Source organism: Pseudophaeobacter sp. C1-32P7, assembly GCF_041008775.1.
GTDB lineage: Bacteria > Pseudomonadota > Alphaproteobacteria > Rhodobacterales > Rhodobacteraceae > Phycobacter > Phycobacter gallaeciensis_A.
This window is the reverse complement of sequence record NZ_JAXGFR010000012.1, coordinates 80333-95667: the sequence shown is the minus strand read 5'-3', so window position 1 is coordinate 95667 and position 15335 is coordinate 80333. Positions and strand designations below refer to the sequence as shown.

The window sequence follows — 15335 nt, the reverse complement described above, 5'->3', positions numbered from 1 at the left end:
AGCCAAGGCATCACAAAGCTCCTATATGCCGCCGCATGAAACTGAGCGATTTTGACTTTGATCTCCCCGAGGATCTGATTGCAACCCGCCCTGCCTCTCCGCGCAGCGCGGCCCGTCTTCTGGTGGCCGAAGGAGATCGGATTACCGATGCGCGGGTTTCAGACCTGCCGGAGTGGTTCCAGCCCGGCGATCGTCTGGTATTGAACGACACCAAGGTCATTCCAGCGCGCCTGTCGGGGCAGCGCCATCGCAGCAGTGCGCAAGGCGATACCTCCGCCCGCATCGAAGTCACCTTGCTGGAGCCGGGCGCAGACGGTACCTGGAATGCCCTGCTTAAACCTCTGAAAAAGGTAAAACCGGGCGAGACGATCCGTTTTGCCGATGGTTTCAGCGCCGTGCTGGAGGGTGTTGCCGACGGGCAGGGCGCCCTGCGGTTCAATCTGGAAGGCGACGAATTCGAGGCGGCCCTGGCCGAGGCGGGCGCCATGCCGCTGCCACCCTATATTGCTGCCAAACGCCCGGCGGATGCGCAGGACAAGACCGATTACCAGACGGTCTGGGCGCGCCACACCGGCGCCGTAGCGGCGCCGACCGCCTCGCTGCATTTTGATGCACCGCTGCTGCAGGCGCTTAAGGATCGCGGGATCACGTTCAGCTATGTCACCCTGCACGTGGGCGCAGGCACCTTCTTGCCAGTCAAGGTCGAGGATGTGACCACCCACAAGATGCACGCCGAATGGGGGCGGGTCAGCCCCGAAGCTGCCGCCGAGATCGCGGCGACTAAGGCTGCAGGCGGGCGCATCATCCCGGTGGGTACCACAGCGCTGCGTCTGATCGAAAGCGCCGCGCGCAGCGGCGCGATCGCGCCATGGGAAGGGGAGACTGATATTTTCATCTACCCGGGCTTTACCTTCCATGTTGCCGATGCGCTGATGACGAATTTCCACCTGCCGCGCTCCACCCTGATGATGCTGGTTTCTGCGCTGATGGGGCAGGAGACCGTGCGGCAGATCTATTCCCACGCGGTCGACAGCGGATACAGGTTCTTCTCCTATGGCGATGCGTCGCTGCTGATCCCCTCTGCGGCGGGATCGCGGCAGAGCTGAGCCCCGCCAGATCACCAGCGCCGGACCTTCAGAAAATGCAGAGAATTCCGCTGTAAACGTGACGGCGGGATGAAATCGTCTTTGCGATCTGCGATAGTTCTTTCCACACACCGCATCCGCAGATAAGGGCGGAAGATGCGAAATGAAACACCGCCTGCCGGATCCAAAACCGGGGGCAGGCGGCGGATGCAAAAGGATACGGGCAATGCTGCAGGTACTCTCAAGCGCATGGGCGCTGCTTCTGGGGATGGGAATGCTGATGATCGGGAACGGTCTTCAGGGCACCATTCTTGGGGTGCGCGGCGACCTTGAAGGGTTCTCGACGTTGCAGATGTCCTTTGTCATGTCCGCCTATTTCGTCGGCTTTCTGGGCGGCTCGCGGATGGCGCCGGAGATGATCCGGCGGGTCGGCCATGTCCGCGTCTTTGCGGCGCTGGCCTCGCTGATTTCTGCCGTGATGATTCTCTATCCCGCGATCACCAATCCCTTTGCCTGGATGGCCGGGCGGGTGCTGATCGGGTTTTGCTTTTCCGGCGTGTATGTCACCGCTGAAAGCTGGCTGAACAATGCGGCAGACAATGCCAACCGCGGCAAGGCGCTGTCGCTTTACATGCTGGTACAGATGCTGGGCATCGTCTCGGCGCAGGCGCTGATGCTGCTTGGTAACCCGTCGGGCTATGAGACCTTTGTGATCGCCTCGGTTGTGATTTCGGTGTCCTTTGCGCCAATTTTGCTGTCGATTTCGCCGACGCCTGCCTTTGACACTACGAAACCGATGACCTTGCGCCAGCTGATGGATGCATCGCCTCTGGGCTGCGTGGGTATGTTTCTGCTGGGCGGCGTCTTCTCGGCCCAGTTCGGGATGAGCGCGGTCTACGCGGCTTCGGCCGGGCTGACCTTGCCGCAGATTTCGCTGTTCGTCGCGACCTTCTATGTCGGCGCGCTGGTGCTGCAATATCCGCTGGGATGGATTTCCGACCGCATGGACCGGCGCGTGGTGATCCTGTTCGCGGCGGCCTTCAGTGGCGCAGCGGCGGTTCTGGGTATGGCGATGGGCGCGAATTTCTGGATGCTGCTGCTGGCGGCCTTTTTTATCGGCGGGATGACCAACCCGCTTTATTCGCTGCTGATCGCCCACACCAACGACTATCTGGATTACGACGATATGGCGGCGGCCTCGGGCGGTCTGGTCTTCATCAACGGCCTTGGCGCCATTACCGGGCCACTGATCACCGGTTGGCTGATGGGCGAAAGCGTCTTTGGCCCTCCGGGATTCTTCCTGATCATGGCGGTGCTGACCTTTGCGCTGGCGGCATACGCGCTTTATCGGACGACGCAGCGTGCCTCGATCGCGGCCGAAGATTCGGGCACCTTCGCGCCGATGGCGCCGACAGGCTCGCCCGTGGCGGTCGAATTTGCACAGGAATACGTCATCGAAACCGAGATGGAAGAGCAGGAAGCCGCGCATGAGGCCGGGTGATTGCGCTAACCTGCAGGAAACGTGAGCAATATTTCACCAATTGCCGCTCCTGTTGCAATTTGTGACGGTTCTATGACTTGCCATGAGGGGGTAAAATCCTCTGAACTTGGGGGTAGGCAACACATGTGGAGTAAATGGGATGGTTGGCCCCGAAGAAATCCTTGAATTCTGGCTCGACGAGGTCGGAGAAAAGGGCTGGTATGTGCAGGATGATGATCTGGACGCGACCATCCGCAAACGGTTCGGAAAGGCCTGGGAGGAGGCTTGCGAGGGCAAGTTCTCGCTTTGGCTGACCTACCCGAGCGGAACCCTTGCCTATATCATCCTGATGGACCAGTTCCCGCGCAATATGTTCCGCGGCGAAGGTCAGGCCTTTGCCTCGGATGAGATTGCGCTGGCCGTGGCCAAGAACGCGCTGAACAAGAAATGGGATCTGAAGATAGATGAGCCGGCGCGGCAGTTCTTTTATCTGCCGCTGATGCATTCGGAAAACCTGTGCGATCAGGAGCGCTGCGTGCGCCTGCTGAAGGAACGGATGCCGGAATATGGTGCTGCCAATCTGCTGCACGCGCGCGCCCATCGCGACGTGATCCGCAAATTCGGCCGCTTCCCTTATCGCAACGAGGCGCTATTGCGCCATAGCACCGAGCCGGAGCGCGACTATGTCGAAGCCGGCGGTTATGGCGCCACGATCCGAACCTTCCAGCAAGCCAGCTGAACCGAGGGGAGCCCTTGGGGGTTAACCAGTGGGGAGACCTGCTCCTTGATGCAACCCTGACGCTGACATTCCAAAGGCGCTGTCCGGTTGGCTGGGCAGCGCCTTTTTGGTGTCGGGCTTTTCGTGCCAGGTACTCGGCTAACCAACTATGCTTACCGTGATCACATCTTCTTGAAACGGTCGTCGCGGGATGACTGTGCTGGAGCGGGATTTTTTGTGGCCTGTAGCAGGGACTGTGCATATGGTTGTTCCGGCGCGCAGGTCTCGCGGTGGATACCTGTCGGTGAAAATGCCCACCACGTTCCCAAAGGCTTTTGTCACTGCGAGATTGCGGCGTGCAAAACATTGGTTTAACGGTAAACTAGTTTCAGATCCAGTTTGGCGAGGGATATCATGGCCGCACAAACCTATGACGTGATCGTAATCGGCGCAGGCCCCGGCGGCTATGTGGCTGCCATCCGCGCGGCCCAGCTGGGGCTCAAGACGGCGGTCATCGAGCGTGAGAACCTGGGCGGTATCTGCCTCAACTGGGGCTGCATCCCGACCAAGGCGATGCTGCGCTCTTCCGAAGTGTTCCACCTGATGCACCGGGCCAAGGAATTCGGGCTCAGCGCCGATGGCATCGGCTACGATCTGGACGCGGTGGTGAAACGCTCGCGCGGGGTGGCGAAACAGCTGTCCTCGGGCGTCGCGCATCTACTGAAGAAAAACAAGGTCACCGTGATCATGGGCGAGGCGACGATCCCCGCCAAGGGCAAGGTCTCGGTCAAGACCGACAAGGGCACCGAGGACCTGGCGGCCAAGAATATCATCCTGGCGACCGGTGCCCGCGCGCGGGAGCTCCCGGGGCTGGAGGCAGACGGCGACCTGGTCTGGACCTACCGCCACGCGCTAACCGCACCGCGGATGCCGAAAAAGCTGCTGGTCATCGGATCGGGCGCCATCGGCATCGAATTTGCCAGCTTCTTCAACACGCTGGGCGCCGACACCACCGTGGTCGAGGTGATGGACCGGGTGCTGCCGGTCGAGGATGCCGAGATTTCCGGCATGGCCAAGAAGGCCTTTGAGAAGCAGGGCATGAAGATCATGGAGAAATCCATGGTCAAGCAGTTGGATCGGGCAAAAGGCAAGGTCACCGCTCATATTGAGGCTGGCGGCAAGGTCCAGAAGATGGAATTCGACACGGTGATCTTGGCCGTTGGCATCGTTGGCAATACCGAAGGGCTGGGTCTGGAGGCGCTTGGCGTCAACGTTGACCGCACCCATGTGGTGACCGATGAATTCTGCCGCACCGGCGTCGAGGGGCTTTATGCCATCGGGGATATCGCCGGGGCGCCCTGGCTGGCGCATAAGGCCAGCCACGAAGGCGCCATGGTGGCAGAGCTGATCGCAGGCAAACACGCCCATCCGGTCAAACCCGAAAGCATTGCAGGCTGCACCTATTGCCATCCGCAGGTGGCCAGCGTTGGCTACAGCGAGGCGAAGGCCAAGGAGCTGGGGTACGACATCAAGGTTGGTCGTTTCCCCTTTGTCGGCAACGGCAAGGCCATCGCGCTTGGGGAACCCGAAGGGCTGGTCAAAACCATCTTTGACGCCAAGACGGGTGAACTGCTGGGCGCGCATATGATCGGCGCCGAGGTGACGGAGCTCATTCAGGGCTATGTGGTGGGCCGCCAGCTGGAAACCACCGAGGAAGACCTGATGAACACCGTCTTCCCGCACCCGACGCTGAGCGAGATGATGCATGAAAGCGTCCTCAACGCCTTTGACCGCACCATTCACTTCTAAGCGCTGCGACATGTGACACACGCACCGCCCAAGGCCATTCGCGGCTTTGGGCGGTTTTTTATTGAGCGGCTGGTCGCTGCAATTGTTTCGGGGTATTGCGGCGAGGCATATTTATCATGACCTATTCAGACGGGATTTCAGCATGACACCGAGCCAGGACACCCGCTGGAGTGTGATCCTTCTGATTTGGGGCGCTGGCCTTGGCGCTGCAGCGCAATATGGCAAGGTGAGCGTGGTCTTCGCTGAGATGGCCGAGCTGTTTCCGGATGCGGGCAGCGCCATCGGATTCACGGTCTCGCTGGTTGGGTTCCTCGGGATCGGGCTGGGTGTCATTGCGGGCATGGTGGTGGCCTCTTTCGGCTTCCGCCGCACGCTTGTGGCGGCCCTGGCCAGCGGCGCTGCGATGTCCGCCCTGCAAAGCCTAAATCTGCCTTTCTCGCTGTTTCTGGCCACCCGCGTGATCGAAGGCCTGTCGCATCTGGGCGTGGTGGTGGCGGCACCGACCCTGATTGCCCAGATCAGTTCCAATCGGCACCGGGGCGCGGCGCTGACGCTGTGGAGCACGTTTTTCGCGGTGGCTTTTGCGTTCCTTTCGTGGTTTGGCGTTCCGCTGGCACGGATGGCTGGGGTTCAGGCGCTGTTTGCCGCCCACGCCGTAATCATGGCAGCGCTGGCTTTGTTGCTGCTGCGGGTGCTGCGCGATGTGCCGGTGCCGCCACGCCAGCCGCTACCCCGGTTCGCCGCTCTGCCGCGTCTGCATCTGGAGATTTTCCGCTCTCCCTGGCTGGCGGCACCGGCGGCTGGCTGGCTGTTCTACACCATCTGTTTCGTCGCGATCCTGACCGTCCTGCCGCCCTATTTGGCGCCGCAGGTGCGGGGTTTTGTGATGGGCGCGATGCCGCTGACCAGCATCGCAGTGTCGATGACGCTGGGGGTGTTCCTGCTGCGGCGGATCCATGCAGTGCCACTGATCCAGGCGGGCTTTGCGCTCAGCGCGCTGGCGCTGGTCTGGATGTGGGCCGATCCCGGTGCGCCGCTGGCCTGTCTGGCGCTGGCCGGGGCGCTGGGGCTGGTGCAGGGACCGAGTTTTGCCTCGGTGGCGCAGCTCAATTCCGGGGCGGTCGATCAGGCCAGCTCCAATGGCGCCCTCGCCATGGCCGGTAATCTTGGCAATACCATCGGCACGCCGCTGATGGTCTGGGTGCTGGGGTTGGCGGGCTATAATGGCATGATCGTGACCGGCGTCATTGTGTTCATCTGCGGATGTTTGGTGCATGGCTGGCTGGCGGCACTGCGCAGAAAATCAAATGTTCGCTGAACGTTCTCGATTTTGGGTTGGAGACTCGGAAAGCTTTGCCTATCTGTAGGGTCGGGCGACCGGTGCAGGCCGGGGCGCGAATAACGGGGGTTCCATGGCTGAGCTGAAGTCCATCGAGGTGCGCGGCGCGCGCGAACACAACCTGAAAAACATCGACGTGGACATTCCGCGCGACGAATTGGTGGTGATCACCGGCCTTAGCGGCTCGGGCAAGTCGTCGCTCGCCTTTGATACCATCTATGCCGAAGGGCAGCGCCGCTATGTGGAATCGCTCTCGGCCTATGCGCGCCAGTTCCTCGACATGATGGAAAAGCCCGATGTGGATCACATCAGCGGCCTATCTCCGGCGATCTCCATCGAGCAGAAGACCACCTCGAAAAACCCGCGGTCTACCGTCGGCACCGTGACCGAGATCTACGATTACCTGCGCCTGTTGTTCGCGCGGGCAGGGACGCCCTATAGCCCCGCGACCGGCCTGCCGATCGAGGCGCAGCAGGTGCAGGATATGGTCGACCGTGTCATGACGCTGGAGGAGGGCACGCGCGGCTATCTTCTGGCGCCCATCGTGCGGGATCGCAAGGGCGAGTACAAAAAGGAATTCCTTGAACTTCGGAAGCAGGGCTTCCAGCGGGTCAAGGTGGACGGCGAATTCTATGAGCTGGACGAACCGCCGACGCTGGACAAGAAGTTCCGCCATGACATCGACGTTGTCGTTGATCGGATCGTTGTGCGCGAAGGGCTGGAAACCCGGCTGGCGGACAGCTTGCGCACTGCGCTGGATCTGGCTGATGGCATCGCCATTCTGGAAACGGCTCCGCGTGAAGGCGATCCCGAACGCATCACCTTCTCGGAAAACTTTGCCTGCCCGGTCAGCGGCTTCACCATCCCCGAGATCGAGCCGCGCCTGTTCTCCTTTAACGCGCCCTTTGGGGCCTGTCCGGAATGTGACGGATTGGGGATGGAGCTGTTCTTTGACGAACGTCTGGTGGTGCCGGATCAGAGCCTGAAGGTTTATGACGGTGCGCTGGCGCCCTGGCGCAAGGGAAAATCTCCCTATTTCCTGCAAACCATCGAGGCGATTGCCAAGCACTATGAGTTCGACAAGAACACGCCGTGGAAGGATTTGCCTGCCCATGTGAAGCAGGTGTTCCTTTATGGCTCGGGCGATGAGGAAATCCCGTTCCGCTATGACGAAGGCGGCCGGGTTTACAACGTGACCCGCGTTTTCGAAGGCGTCATTCCCAATATGGAACGCCGCTATCGCGAGACGGACAGCAATTGGATCCGCGAAGAATTCGAACGCTACCAGAATAATCGCCCTTGCGGTGCTTGTGGCGGCTACCGTTTGCGGGAAGAGGCGCTGGCGGTGCGGATCGCCGATATCCACGTCGGTCAGGTGGTGCAGAAATCCATCCGCGAGGCACTCGGCTGGATCGAGGAGGTGCCGGATCACCTCAGCACCCAGAAACAGGAAATCGCCCGCGCCATCGTCAAGGAAATCCGCGAAAGGCTGGGTTTCCTCAACAACGTCGGCCTTGAATATCTAACGCTCAGCCGGAATTCCGGCACGCTCTCGGGCGGCGAGAGCCAGCGGATCCGACTGGCCAGCCAGATTGGTTCAGGCCTGACCGGAGTCCTGTATGTTCTGGATGAGCCGTCCATTGGCCTGCATCAGCGCGACAACGACCGGCTGATAACGACCCTGAAAAACCTGCGTGATCAGGGCAATACGGTGATCGTGGTCGAGCATGACGAGGATATGATCCGTCAGGCCGACTATGTGTTCGATATCGGCCCCGGTGCCGGGGTGCATGGCGGGCAGGTGGTGAGCCACGGCACGCCGCAGCAGATCGCTGCCGATGCGGCTTCGGTCACCGGGCAGTATTTGTCAGGCGTGCGGGAGATCGAAATTCCCGCCAAACTGCGCAAGGGCAACAAGAAGAAAATCAAAGTGGTCAAGGCGACCGGCAACAACCTGAAAGAGGTGACAGCCGAATTCCCGCTTGGCAAATTCGTCTGCGTATCCGGCGTATCCGGGGGCGGTAAATCCACCCTGACGATCGAAACCCTGTTCAAGACCGCCTCGATGCGCCTCAACGGGGCGCGGCAGACTCCGGCGCCGTGTGAAACCATCAAGGGGCTGGAACATCTGGACAAGGTGATCGACATCGATCAGCGTCCCATCGGGCGCACACCGCGCTCGAACCCGGCGACCTATACCGGTGCCTTTACCCCGATCCGCGACTGGTTTGCCGGGCTGCCCGAGGCCAAGGCGCGCGGCTATAAACCGGGGCGTTTCTCCTTCAACGTCAAGGGCGGCCGCTGCGAGGCTTGTCAGGGGGATGGCGTCATCAAGATCGAGATGCACTTCCTGCCGGACGTCTACGTGGAATGCGAAACCTGCAAGGGCAAACGCTATAACCGCGAAACACTTGAAGTCACCTTCAAGGGCAAAAGCATCGCGGATGTGCTGGATATGACCGTCGAGGAAGCGCAGCAGTTCTTTGCCGCGGTGCCATCGATCCGCGACAAGATGGACGCGCTGATGCGGGTTGGCCTTGGCTATATCAAGGTGGGCCAACAAGCGACCACGCTGTCAGGCGGTGAGGCGCAGCGGGTGAAACTGTCCAAGGAGCTGTCGAAACGCTCCACTGGCCGGACACTCTATATCTTGGACGAACCCACCACCGGTCTGCATTTCGAAGACGTGAAAAAGCTGCTCGAAGTGCTGCACGAGTTGGTGGATCAGGGCAACTCCGTGGTGGTGATCGAACACAACCTTGATGTCATCAAGACCGCCGATCACATCATCGATATCGGACCCGAAGGCGGTGATGGTGGCGGGGAAATCGTCGCCACCGGCACGCCGGAACAGGTGGCCGCAGAACCGCGCAGCCATACGGGGCGCTATCTGAAACCGATGCTGGAGCAAGCGGGCAGGGTGGCTGCCGAGTAAGGCAGCCTCTCTCTGTCGGTGGCGCGGCTCCGCTTATTCCAGGATGTCCGCAACCGCACCGATCAGGTTCAGAACCTTGCGGGTTTCAGGATCGACCCGATAGAGGTAGCCGTCGCTGCGGTAATAGGTGTACCTCGGGTCCAGCCTGTACCGCTTGGGGTCGCGCAGAATGATGTAGTTCATCAGCCTGTCCCCCACCGCGTGCGGGCCGCGGTGCTTGCCTACCTGGCCCGGGGGCACGCAGGGAACGGATTTCTTGGCCAGCCCCGGCGGGCAGCCCTTTGGCGCGGCGAAACTGGCGGCGGGGAGGCTGAGGCCCAGAATGACAGCAGTGATGATGAAACGCATGACGTTCCTTTCCTGTGCTTTGTGCCAATCGGTGATTGGCGGTCAGCGCAAAGGATAGCGCGCCAAGCCGGTGCCTTCCTTGCGAAACCATCTGGGCGCAGTTGTTCAGCCTGATCTTGCCGATTGGCCGGATCAAAGCGGCAGATTGCAGCCAAATCCGGGCGTCCAGTCGACCAAATCCCCAGCGGTCGCTATTTCTTCATCGGGCAGGTATTGACGCCCAGGATGGAATACAGAGGGCAGGTCCCGAGCAGACCCGTCACCAGCGGCACCACGCCGATCCACATCCACCAGCCATAGCCCATCAGCGCGCCTACGATCAGCAATGCGCCGATGACGATGCGCAGGATCTTGTCCAGACCCCCAACGTTGTTTGCAAACATGGCATGTCCTTTCCTCGTTATGGGCAGAGAATACCCGGCGTCTGGACGGTCGAACATGATGTGGGTCAATGAAAAGGGGCGGCACCATCCGGTCCGCCCCTGTATTTGATCGGCAACTGATCTGTTGCTGTGCCTTAGTCGCGGCTGCGTTTTTCGAACCGGGGCAGCATGGCCGAGAAATCCATGCCCATGCCATCCTCGTTCTCGACGAATTGCGCATAAAGCGCCTGTGCGAGCTGGCCCATCGGCGTGTCCGCGTCGGCGCTGTCTGCAGCTTGCTGGGACAGGCGTAGGTCCTTCAGCATCAGTTCGGCTGCGAAACCGGGCTTGTAATCGTTGTCGGCAGGCGATTGCGGGCCGACGCCTGGGGCCGGGCAATAGGCGTTCATGGTCCAGCTGTAGCCCGAGGAGGTGGAGACCACATCGAACATTTTCTGCCGGTCCAGACCCAGCTTGTCGGCAAGGGCAAAGGCCTCGCAGGTGGCGATCATGGTGACGCCAAGGATCATGTTGTTGCAGATCTTGGCGGCCTGACCGGCGCCTGCATCGCCGCAATGCACGGCCTTCTGCCCCATGATGTCAAACAGCGGCTTTGCCTTCTCGAAGGCCTCTGCCGAGCCGCCGGCCATGAAGGTCAGCGTACCGCCCGCGGCGCCGCCGATACCACCCGAAACCGGCGCATCCCCCGGCAACAGGCCTGCCGCGGCGGCTTGCTCTGCTACGGCGCGGGCGGAATCCACGTCCACGGTAGAGCAGTCCACGAAGGCCGCGCCCGCTTTCATCGCCGGGATGATCTCATCCGCAACGCTGCGCAGGATCTGGCCGTTGGGTAGCATGGTGATGACCACGTCGGCGTCCTTGGCGGCTTCGGCCCCGGACGGCGCCATGGTGACGCCCTCGACCTTGACCTCTGCCATGTCAAAGCCGGTGACATCATGGCCTGCAGCGGCCAGGTTGGCCGCCATCGGGCCGCCCATATTGCCAAGGCCGATAAATCCGATCTTCATGGGTTACTCCTCCTCAAATGTCAGTGCGTCTGCGCCCAGCGGCATCAGCATCTGGCTGACGGCAACTGCTGGCACGGAGCGGCCCGCGTATTGCCACTTGGGCTGGCGGTCCTTGTCAATGATCTGGGCCCGGATGCCTTCCAGAAAGTCGCCTTTTTCCATCGACCGGTAGGTAAAGCGATACTCCAGATCCAGCGCCTTGCGGATGGTCAGGGTCGCGCCCCGCAGCCGGTGCAGGATTTCCACGGTCGCGGCCATGGACAGCGGCGAATTGCGCATCAGCGGCTTTTGGGCGGTGGCGGCGAACTCCGAGCCGTCCTGTTCAAGGACGGTCAGGATGTCATTCAGGGTTTCCCCGGCAAACAGCCGGTCGATATCACCCTGCATGGCCTCCAGTGTGCCATCGGGCGCGGCCTCGGCGGCGTTGGCCAGAATATCAGGGTTGCCGTCCTGCTCCAGTGCGGTGATTAGCCCGGGCCATTTCTCCTGCGGGATATAGTGGTCGGCAAAACCGGCGTAGATCGCGTCGGCGGCCTTCATCCGGCCCGCAGTCAGACCGAGGTATTCGCCTAAGCGCCCGGGCGCCAGCGCCAGGATCAGCGTGCCGCCCACGTCGGGGATCAGGCCGATGCCGGTCTCGGGCATGGAGATCTGGCTGCTCTCGCAGACGATCCGATGAGTGCCGTGGCAGCCGATGCCGACGCCCCCGCCCATGGTGAAGCCCTGCAGGAAGCTGACCACCGGCTTCGGGTATTCAAAGATCCGCGCATTCAGGCGGTATTCATCGCGCCAGAAGGTGCGCCCATAGCCGTAATCGCCCTTGGTGCCGGTGGCATAAAGCTCGGCAATGTCACCACCAGCGCAAAAGGCCTTTTCGCCGCTTGCATCGATGACGACGATTTTGACCGCATCATTGGTTGCCCAGTCCTTCAATGCCGCATCAATGGCCATGCACATGTCATAGGACAGGGCGTTCAGGGCCTTTTCGCGGGTCAGGGTGATCCGGCCCGCTGAGCCGGTCACGCGAATGTCGATATCGCTCATCCCAGACCTCAGCGGTTTTCAGACAGCATGTGGCGGGCCACGATCACGCGCATGATCTCATTGGTGCCCTCAAGGATCTGGTGCACCCGCAGATCACGCACCAGTTTCTCGATCCCGTAATCCGCGAGGTAGCCATAGCCGCCGTGCAGCTGCAGGCACTGATCGACGATCTTCGATCCCGCTTCGGTGACGAATTTCTTGGCCATAGCGCAGAACTTGGTCGCATCCGGCGCGCCCTGATCCAGCTTCCAGGCCGCCTGACGCAGGAAGGTGCGTGCGGCCTGCAGTTCAATCTCCATATCCGCAAGGCGGAACTGAAGGCCCTGGAATTGGTCGATCGACTGGCCAAAGGCCTTGCGCTCGCTCATGTATTGCAGGGTCATGTTGAGCGCCGTCTGCGCGGCCCCCAAGGAGCAGGACGCAATGTTCAGACGCCCGCCATCCAGGCCCATCATGGCGTATTTGAAGCCCTTGCCTTCCTCACCCACCAGATTGTTCGCGGGGATCTTGCAATCGTCGAACTGAACCTGCGCGGTCGGTTGGCTTTTCCAGCCCATCTTGTCCTCGAGCCCGCCAAAGGACAGGCCTGGCGTGCCATCTTCGACATAGACGGTAGAGATCCCCTTGGGGCCATCCTCCCCGGTGCGCACCATGCAGACATAGGCATCGGAATAGCCGCCGCCCGAGATGAAGGCCTTGGTGCCGTTCAGCGTGTAGCCTTCGTTGGTCTTTTCAGCGCGGGTTTTCAGCGCGGCCGCGTCGGAACCGGAACCGGGCTCCGTCAGGCAGTAGGAGAGCACCGTGTTCAGGGTCAGAACATCCGGCATCACCCGGGCCTTCATCTCGTCGCTGGCAAAGGTGTCCAGCATCTTGGCGCACATGTTGTGGATCGACAGGAAGGCCGCGACCGAGGGGCAGGCCATAGACAGTGCCTCGAATACCAGCGTGGCGTCAAGACGCGTCAGAGCGGATCCGCCGCCTTCTTCGCTGACGTAAAGCCCACCAAAGCCCAGCTCACCGACCTTGGGCCACAGATCCTTGGGAATGGTGCCTTCAGCTTCCCACTGGCGGGCAAAGGGGGCGATGTTGTCCTGACCAAAGGCATGAGCCATGTCAAAAATGGCGGTCTGTTCTTCTGTCAAAGCGAAATCCACGTCGTGTCCTCCCTGGCGCGGTGTGAATTGAACGGTTGTTTATTTACTTATCCGTAGGCGCCTCTCAGAGCAAGCTGTGCAATTGCAAAGCCGTGCTGCAGGAATGGCGGCGGCACACCTTTAAGGCGAATTTTGATTTCGGAAACCAATTCTTAGGAACCGCGGCCATAGAGTGCACCCACGCCCATGTGCCGGCGAACGGTATCATAGAACTGTCAGAACTTCGGAAGAGATCCATGTCAAAATTCGATTTCCAATTTCAGAAAAACGCGTCGAATCAGTCGGTAACAGCAGGGTTGGCGATGTTCGAAACGCAAAAGAAGGCTGGAATTCAGCAAGGCAGTCAGGCTGGCACGGTAAAAACTGCGCGGAAGTACATTGACGACGCGATGGATCTGGTGGTCTCGCTCGACTACAACGCCGCACGTGCCATGCTTGACGAGGCTCTGTCGATCTATCCCGAAGACATCGTCCTTCTTCGGCTTTCAGGCGATGTTTACCTGCAGCAGGATGATAAGGATAACGCGCTTTTAACCTACATGACTGCAATGGGTGTCAACCCGCTGGACACTCAAGTGTTGAACTCGATCGGAAGCCTGCTGGGGCTCATGGGGAACTCCCACGATGCCAAAGGTTTTTTCCAGGCAGCACATAATACCGATCCGAGTGATGCCTATTCTGGTTATAACTGGGCTCATAACAGTATGAAGGACAGCGACTGGAGTTTCTTTGACCGGCTGCCGCAGATTTTGCGCTTGGGCGATAGGTGTCCCCTTGATGTGCAGCCATTTACGCTTTTGGGTCTGACGGACGATCCGGCGTTGCACAAGGTGCGCGTCAAAGCGCGGTGTAGAGATTTGATGAAACGGATTAAGGAAAACAAGCGTTTCTCCCGGACCAGCGTTCACGGACGGAAAATCCGGATCGGTTTCTTTTCCGACGACTTCAGGGATCACGCCACAATGCTCCTGATGGGACGGTTTTTCGATCTAATAGATCGTGAGCGCTTTGAGGTTATTATCTATGACTATGGCAGTTCTGGAAATAGTGCCGTGCGACTGCAAGTGGAAGAGAGCGCGGATATCTATCACAACGTGCGCGATATCAGTGATCATGAAATGGCTGAGTTGGCGCGCAAGGATGGCGTCGACATCGCAATCGACATGAAAACCTATACGAAAGGCGCCAGGCTGGCTGCATTTGCAGAGCGGGTGGCGCCGGTTCAGGTTGCTTTCCTCGGCTATCCGGGAACGAGCGGCTTGCCGACGATGGACTATTTCATTGGGGATGAAATTACGGTGCCGCCATCGCTGCGTCAGCACTTCAGTGAAAAAATTCTCTATATGCCCAACTGTTATCAGGTGAATGACAACACAAGGGAGCATTCGCCGGATATGCCTACTCGCGCTGAACTGGGGCTTCCGGAAGATGCGTTTGTGTTTTGCAGCCTTAACAACCCGAACAAGGTCACACCGGCCGAGTTCGATGTCTGGACGAAGCTTCTCCACAATGTGCCGGACAGTGTGCTTTGGCTTTTTGCGCCGACCATCACCACTCAGGAGAACCTGCTACGGGAGGCGAAAGCACGCGGGATCGGACCCGAACGGCTGGTGTTCGCGGCAAGGGTTTCCATGGTAGAACACGTGAGCCGGATGGGGCGGGCAGATCTGTTCCTGGATGCGTTCAACTGTAACGCCCATACCACCGCAAGTGAGGCGGTCTGGTCCGGGCTGCCAATCGTGACCAAGGCTGGCAAACAGTTCGCTGCACGTGTCGCAGCCAGCATCGTCACCGCAATAGGGTGCCCGGATCTGGTGACCGAGACAAAAGAGGAGTACTACGACCTAGCGTACAAACTAGCGACGGATCGTGAGGCTCTGAACGAGATTAAACAGCGTCTCAAGGACAATCTCTGGACCACTCCGCTGTATGACTCGGAGCAGTATGTTCGCGACTTCGAGAACCTGATGGAAAAGGCAATCCTGCGCCATGAGGAAGGATACAAGCCCAAGCACCTGTCCCTGAACTGACAG

12 protein-coding genes are annotated in these 15335 nt (G+C 60.1%); 7 read left to right on the top strand and 5 right to left on the bottom strand.

Features of this window, described 5'->3' with window-relative positions; translation table 11 throughout:
* Window positions 1-35: 35 nt before the first annotated feature.
* The 6 genes from queA (at window position 36) to uvrA (ending at window position 9366) form a co-directional block, all read left to right on the top strand.
* Window positions 36-1106, top strand: coding sequence for a tRNA preQ1(34) S-adenosylmethionine ribosyltransferase-isomerase QueA (queA, locus tag SM763_RS16830; protein ID WP_368999246.1), 1071 nt, complete (start codon window positions 36-38; stop codon window positions 1104-1106).
* A 205-nt stretch (window positions 1107-1311) separates the two neighbouring features.
* Entirely contained in the window at window positions 1312-2586 is a 1275-nt protein-coding gene (locus SM763_RS16825; protein ID WP_065270385.1) for an MFS transporter, read from the top strand.
* Between the two features lie 139 nt (window positions 2587-2725).
* Window positions 2726-3304: a DUF924 family protein gene (locus SM763_RS16820; protein WP_368999245.1), complete on the top strand. Its 579-nt coding sequence runs from the start codon at window positions 2726-2728 to the stop codon at window positions 3302-3304.
* A 393-nt stretch (window positions 3305-3697) separates the two neighbouring features.
* Window positions 3698-5092 carry a dihydrolipoyl dehydrogenase gene (lpdA, locus tag SM763_RS16815; protein ID WP_368999244.1) on the top strand — a complete coding sequence of 465 codons (1395 nt, stop codon included), beginning with the start codon at window positions 3698-3700 and terminating at the stop codon, window positions 5090-5092.
* 142 nt (window positions 5093-5234) lie between these two features.
* Window positions 5235-6410 (top strand): MFS transporter, encoded by a 1176-nt coding sequence (locus tag SM763_RS16810; RefSeq protein WP_368999243.1) that lies wholly within the window; start codon window positions 5235-5237, stop codon window positions 6408-6410.
* Between the two features lie 94 nt (window positions 6411-6504).
* On the top strand, window positions 6505-9366 hold the full coding sequence (gene uvrA, locus SM763_RS16805) for an excinuclease ABC subunit UvrA (protein ID WP_368999242.1): 2862 nt from the start codon (window positions 6505-6507) through the stop codon (window positions 9364-9366).
* 33 nt (window positions 9367-9399) lie between these two features.
* Here uvrA and SM763_RS16800 read toward each other — a convergent pair whose 3' ends face one another.
* From SM763_RS16800 to SM763_RS16780, 5 genes are all read right to left on the bottom strand, one after another.
* On the bottom strand, window positions 9400-9714 hold the full coding sequence (locus SM763_RS16800) for an excinuclease ABC subunit A (protein ID WP_368999241.1): 315 nt from the start codon (window positions 9712-9714) through the stop codon (window positions 9400-9402).
* A 191-nt stretch (window positions 9715-9905) separates the two neighbouring features.
* The gene (locus SM763_RS16795) at window positions 9906-10097 is read right to left on the bottom strand and encodes a YgaP family membrane protein (RefSeq protein WP_065270379.1); all 192 of its coding nucleotides are present in this window, start codon (window positions 10095-10097) and stop codon (window positions 9906-9908) included.
* A gap of 134 nt (window positions 10098-10231) precedes the next feature.
* Entirely contained in the window at window positions 10232-11104 is an 873-nt protein-coding gene (gene mmsB, locus SM763_RS16790) for a 3-hydroxyisobutyrate dehydrogenase (protein ID WP_368999240.1), read from the bottom strand.
* Between the two features lie 3 nt (window positions 11105-11107).
* On the bottom strand, window positions 11108-12148 hold the full coding sequence (locus tag SM763_RS16785) for an enoyl-CoA hydratase/isomerase family protein (protein ID WP_368999239.1): 1041 nt from the start codon (window positions 12146-12148) through the stop codon (window positions 11108-11110).
* An 8-nt stretch (window positions 12149-12156) separates the two neighbouring features.
* Entirely contained in the window at window positions 12157-13302 is a 1146-nt protein-coding gene (locus SM763_RS16780) for an acyl-CoA dehydrogenase family protein (protein WP_274834238.1), read from the bottom strand.
* Between the two features lie 236 nt (window positions 13303-13538).
* Here SM763_RS16780 and SM763_RS16775 point away from each other — a divergent pair, with 236 nt between their 5' ends.
* Window positions 13539-15332, top strand: a complete 1794-nt coding sequence (locus SM763_RS16775) for an O-linked N-acetylglucosamine transferase, SPINDLY family protein (protein WP_368999238.1) — start codon at window positions 13539-13541, stop codon at window positions 15330-15332.
* Window positions 15333-15335: the final 3 nt, after the last annotated feature.

Bases quoted from the DNA above. Each gene is read 5' to 3' on its own strand.
- SM763_RS16820 (WP_368999245.1), top strand. From the start codon at position 2,726: ATGGTTGGCCCCGAAGAAATCCTTGAATTCTGGCTCGACGAGGTCGGA.
- SM763_RS16795 (WP_065270379.1), bottom strand. From the start codon at position 10,097: ATGTTTGCAAACAACGTTGGGGGTCTGGACAAGATCCTGCGCATCGTC.
- SM763_RS16810 (WP_368999243.1), top strand. From the start codon at position 5,235: ATGACACCGAGCCAGGACACCCGCTGGAGTGTGATCCTTCTGATTTGG.
- mmsB (WP_368999240.1), bottom strand. From the start codon at position 11,104: ATGAAGATCGGATTTATCGGCCTTGGCAATATGGGCGGCCCGATGGCG.
- uvrA (WP_368999242.1), top strand. From the start codon at position 6,505: ATGGCTGAGCTGAAGTCCATCGAGGTGCGCGGCGCGCGCGAACACAAC.
- SM763_RS16785 (WP_368999239.1), bottom strand. From the start codon at position 12,148: ATGAGCGATATCGACATTCGCGTGACCGGCTCAGCGGGCCGGATCACC.
- SM763_RS16775 (WP_368999238.1), top strand. From the start codon at position 13,539: ATGTCAAAATTCGATTTCCAATTTCAGAAAAACGCGTCGAATCAGTCG.
- queA (WP_368999246.1), top strand. From the start codon at position 36: ATGAAACTGAGCGATTTTGACTTTGATCTCCCCGAGGATCTGATTGCA.
- lpdA (WP_368999244.1), top strand. From the start codon at position 3,698: ATGGCCGCACAAACCTATGACGTGATCGTAATCGGCGCAGGCCCCGGC.
- SM763_RS16800 (WP_368999241.1), bottom strand. From the start codon at position 9,714: ATGCGTTTCATCATCACTGCTGTCATTCTGGGCCTCAGCCTCCCCGCC.
- SM763_RS16825 (WP_065270385.1), top strand. From the start codon at position 1,312: ATGCTGCAGGTACTCTCAAGCGCATGGGCGCTGCTTCTGGGGATGGGA.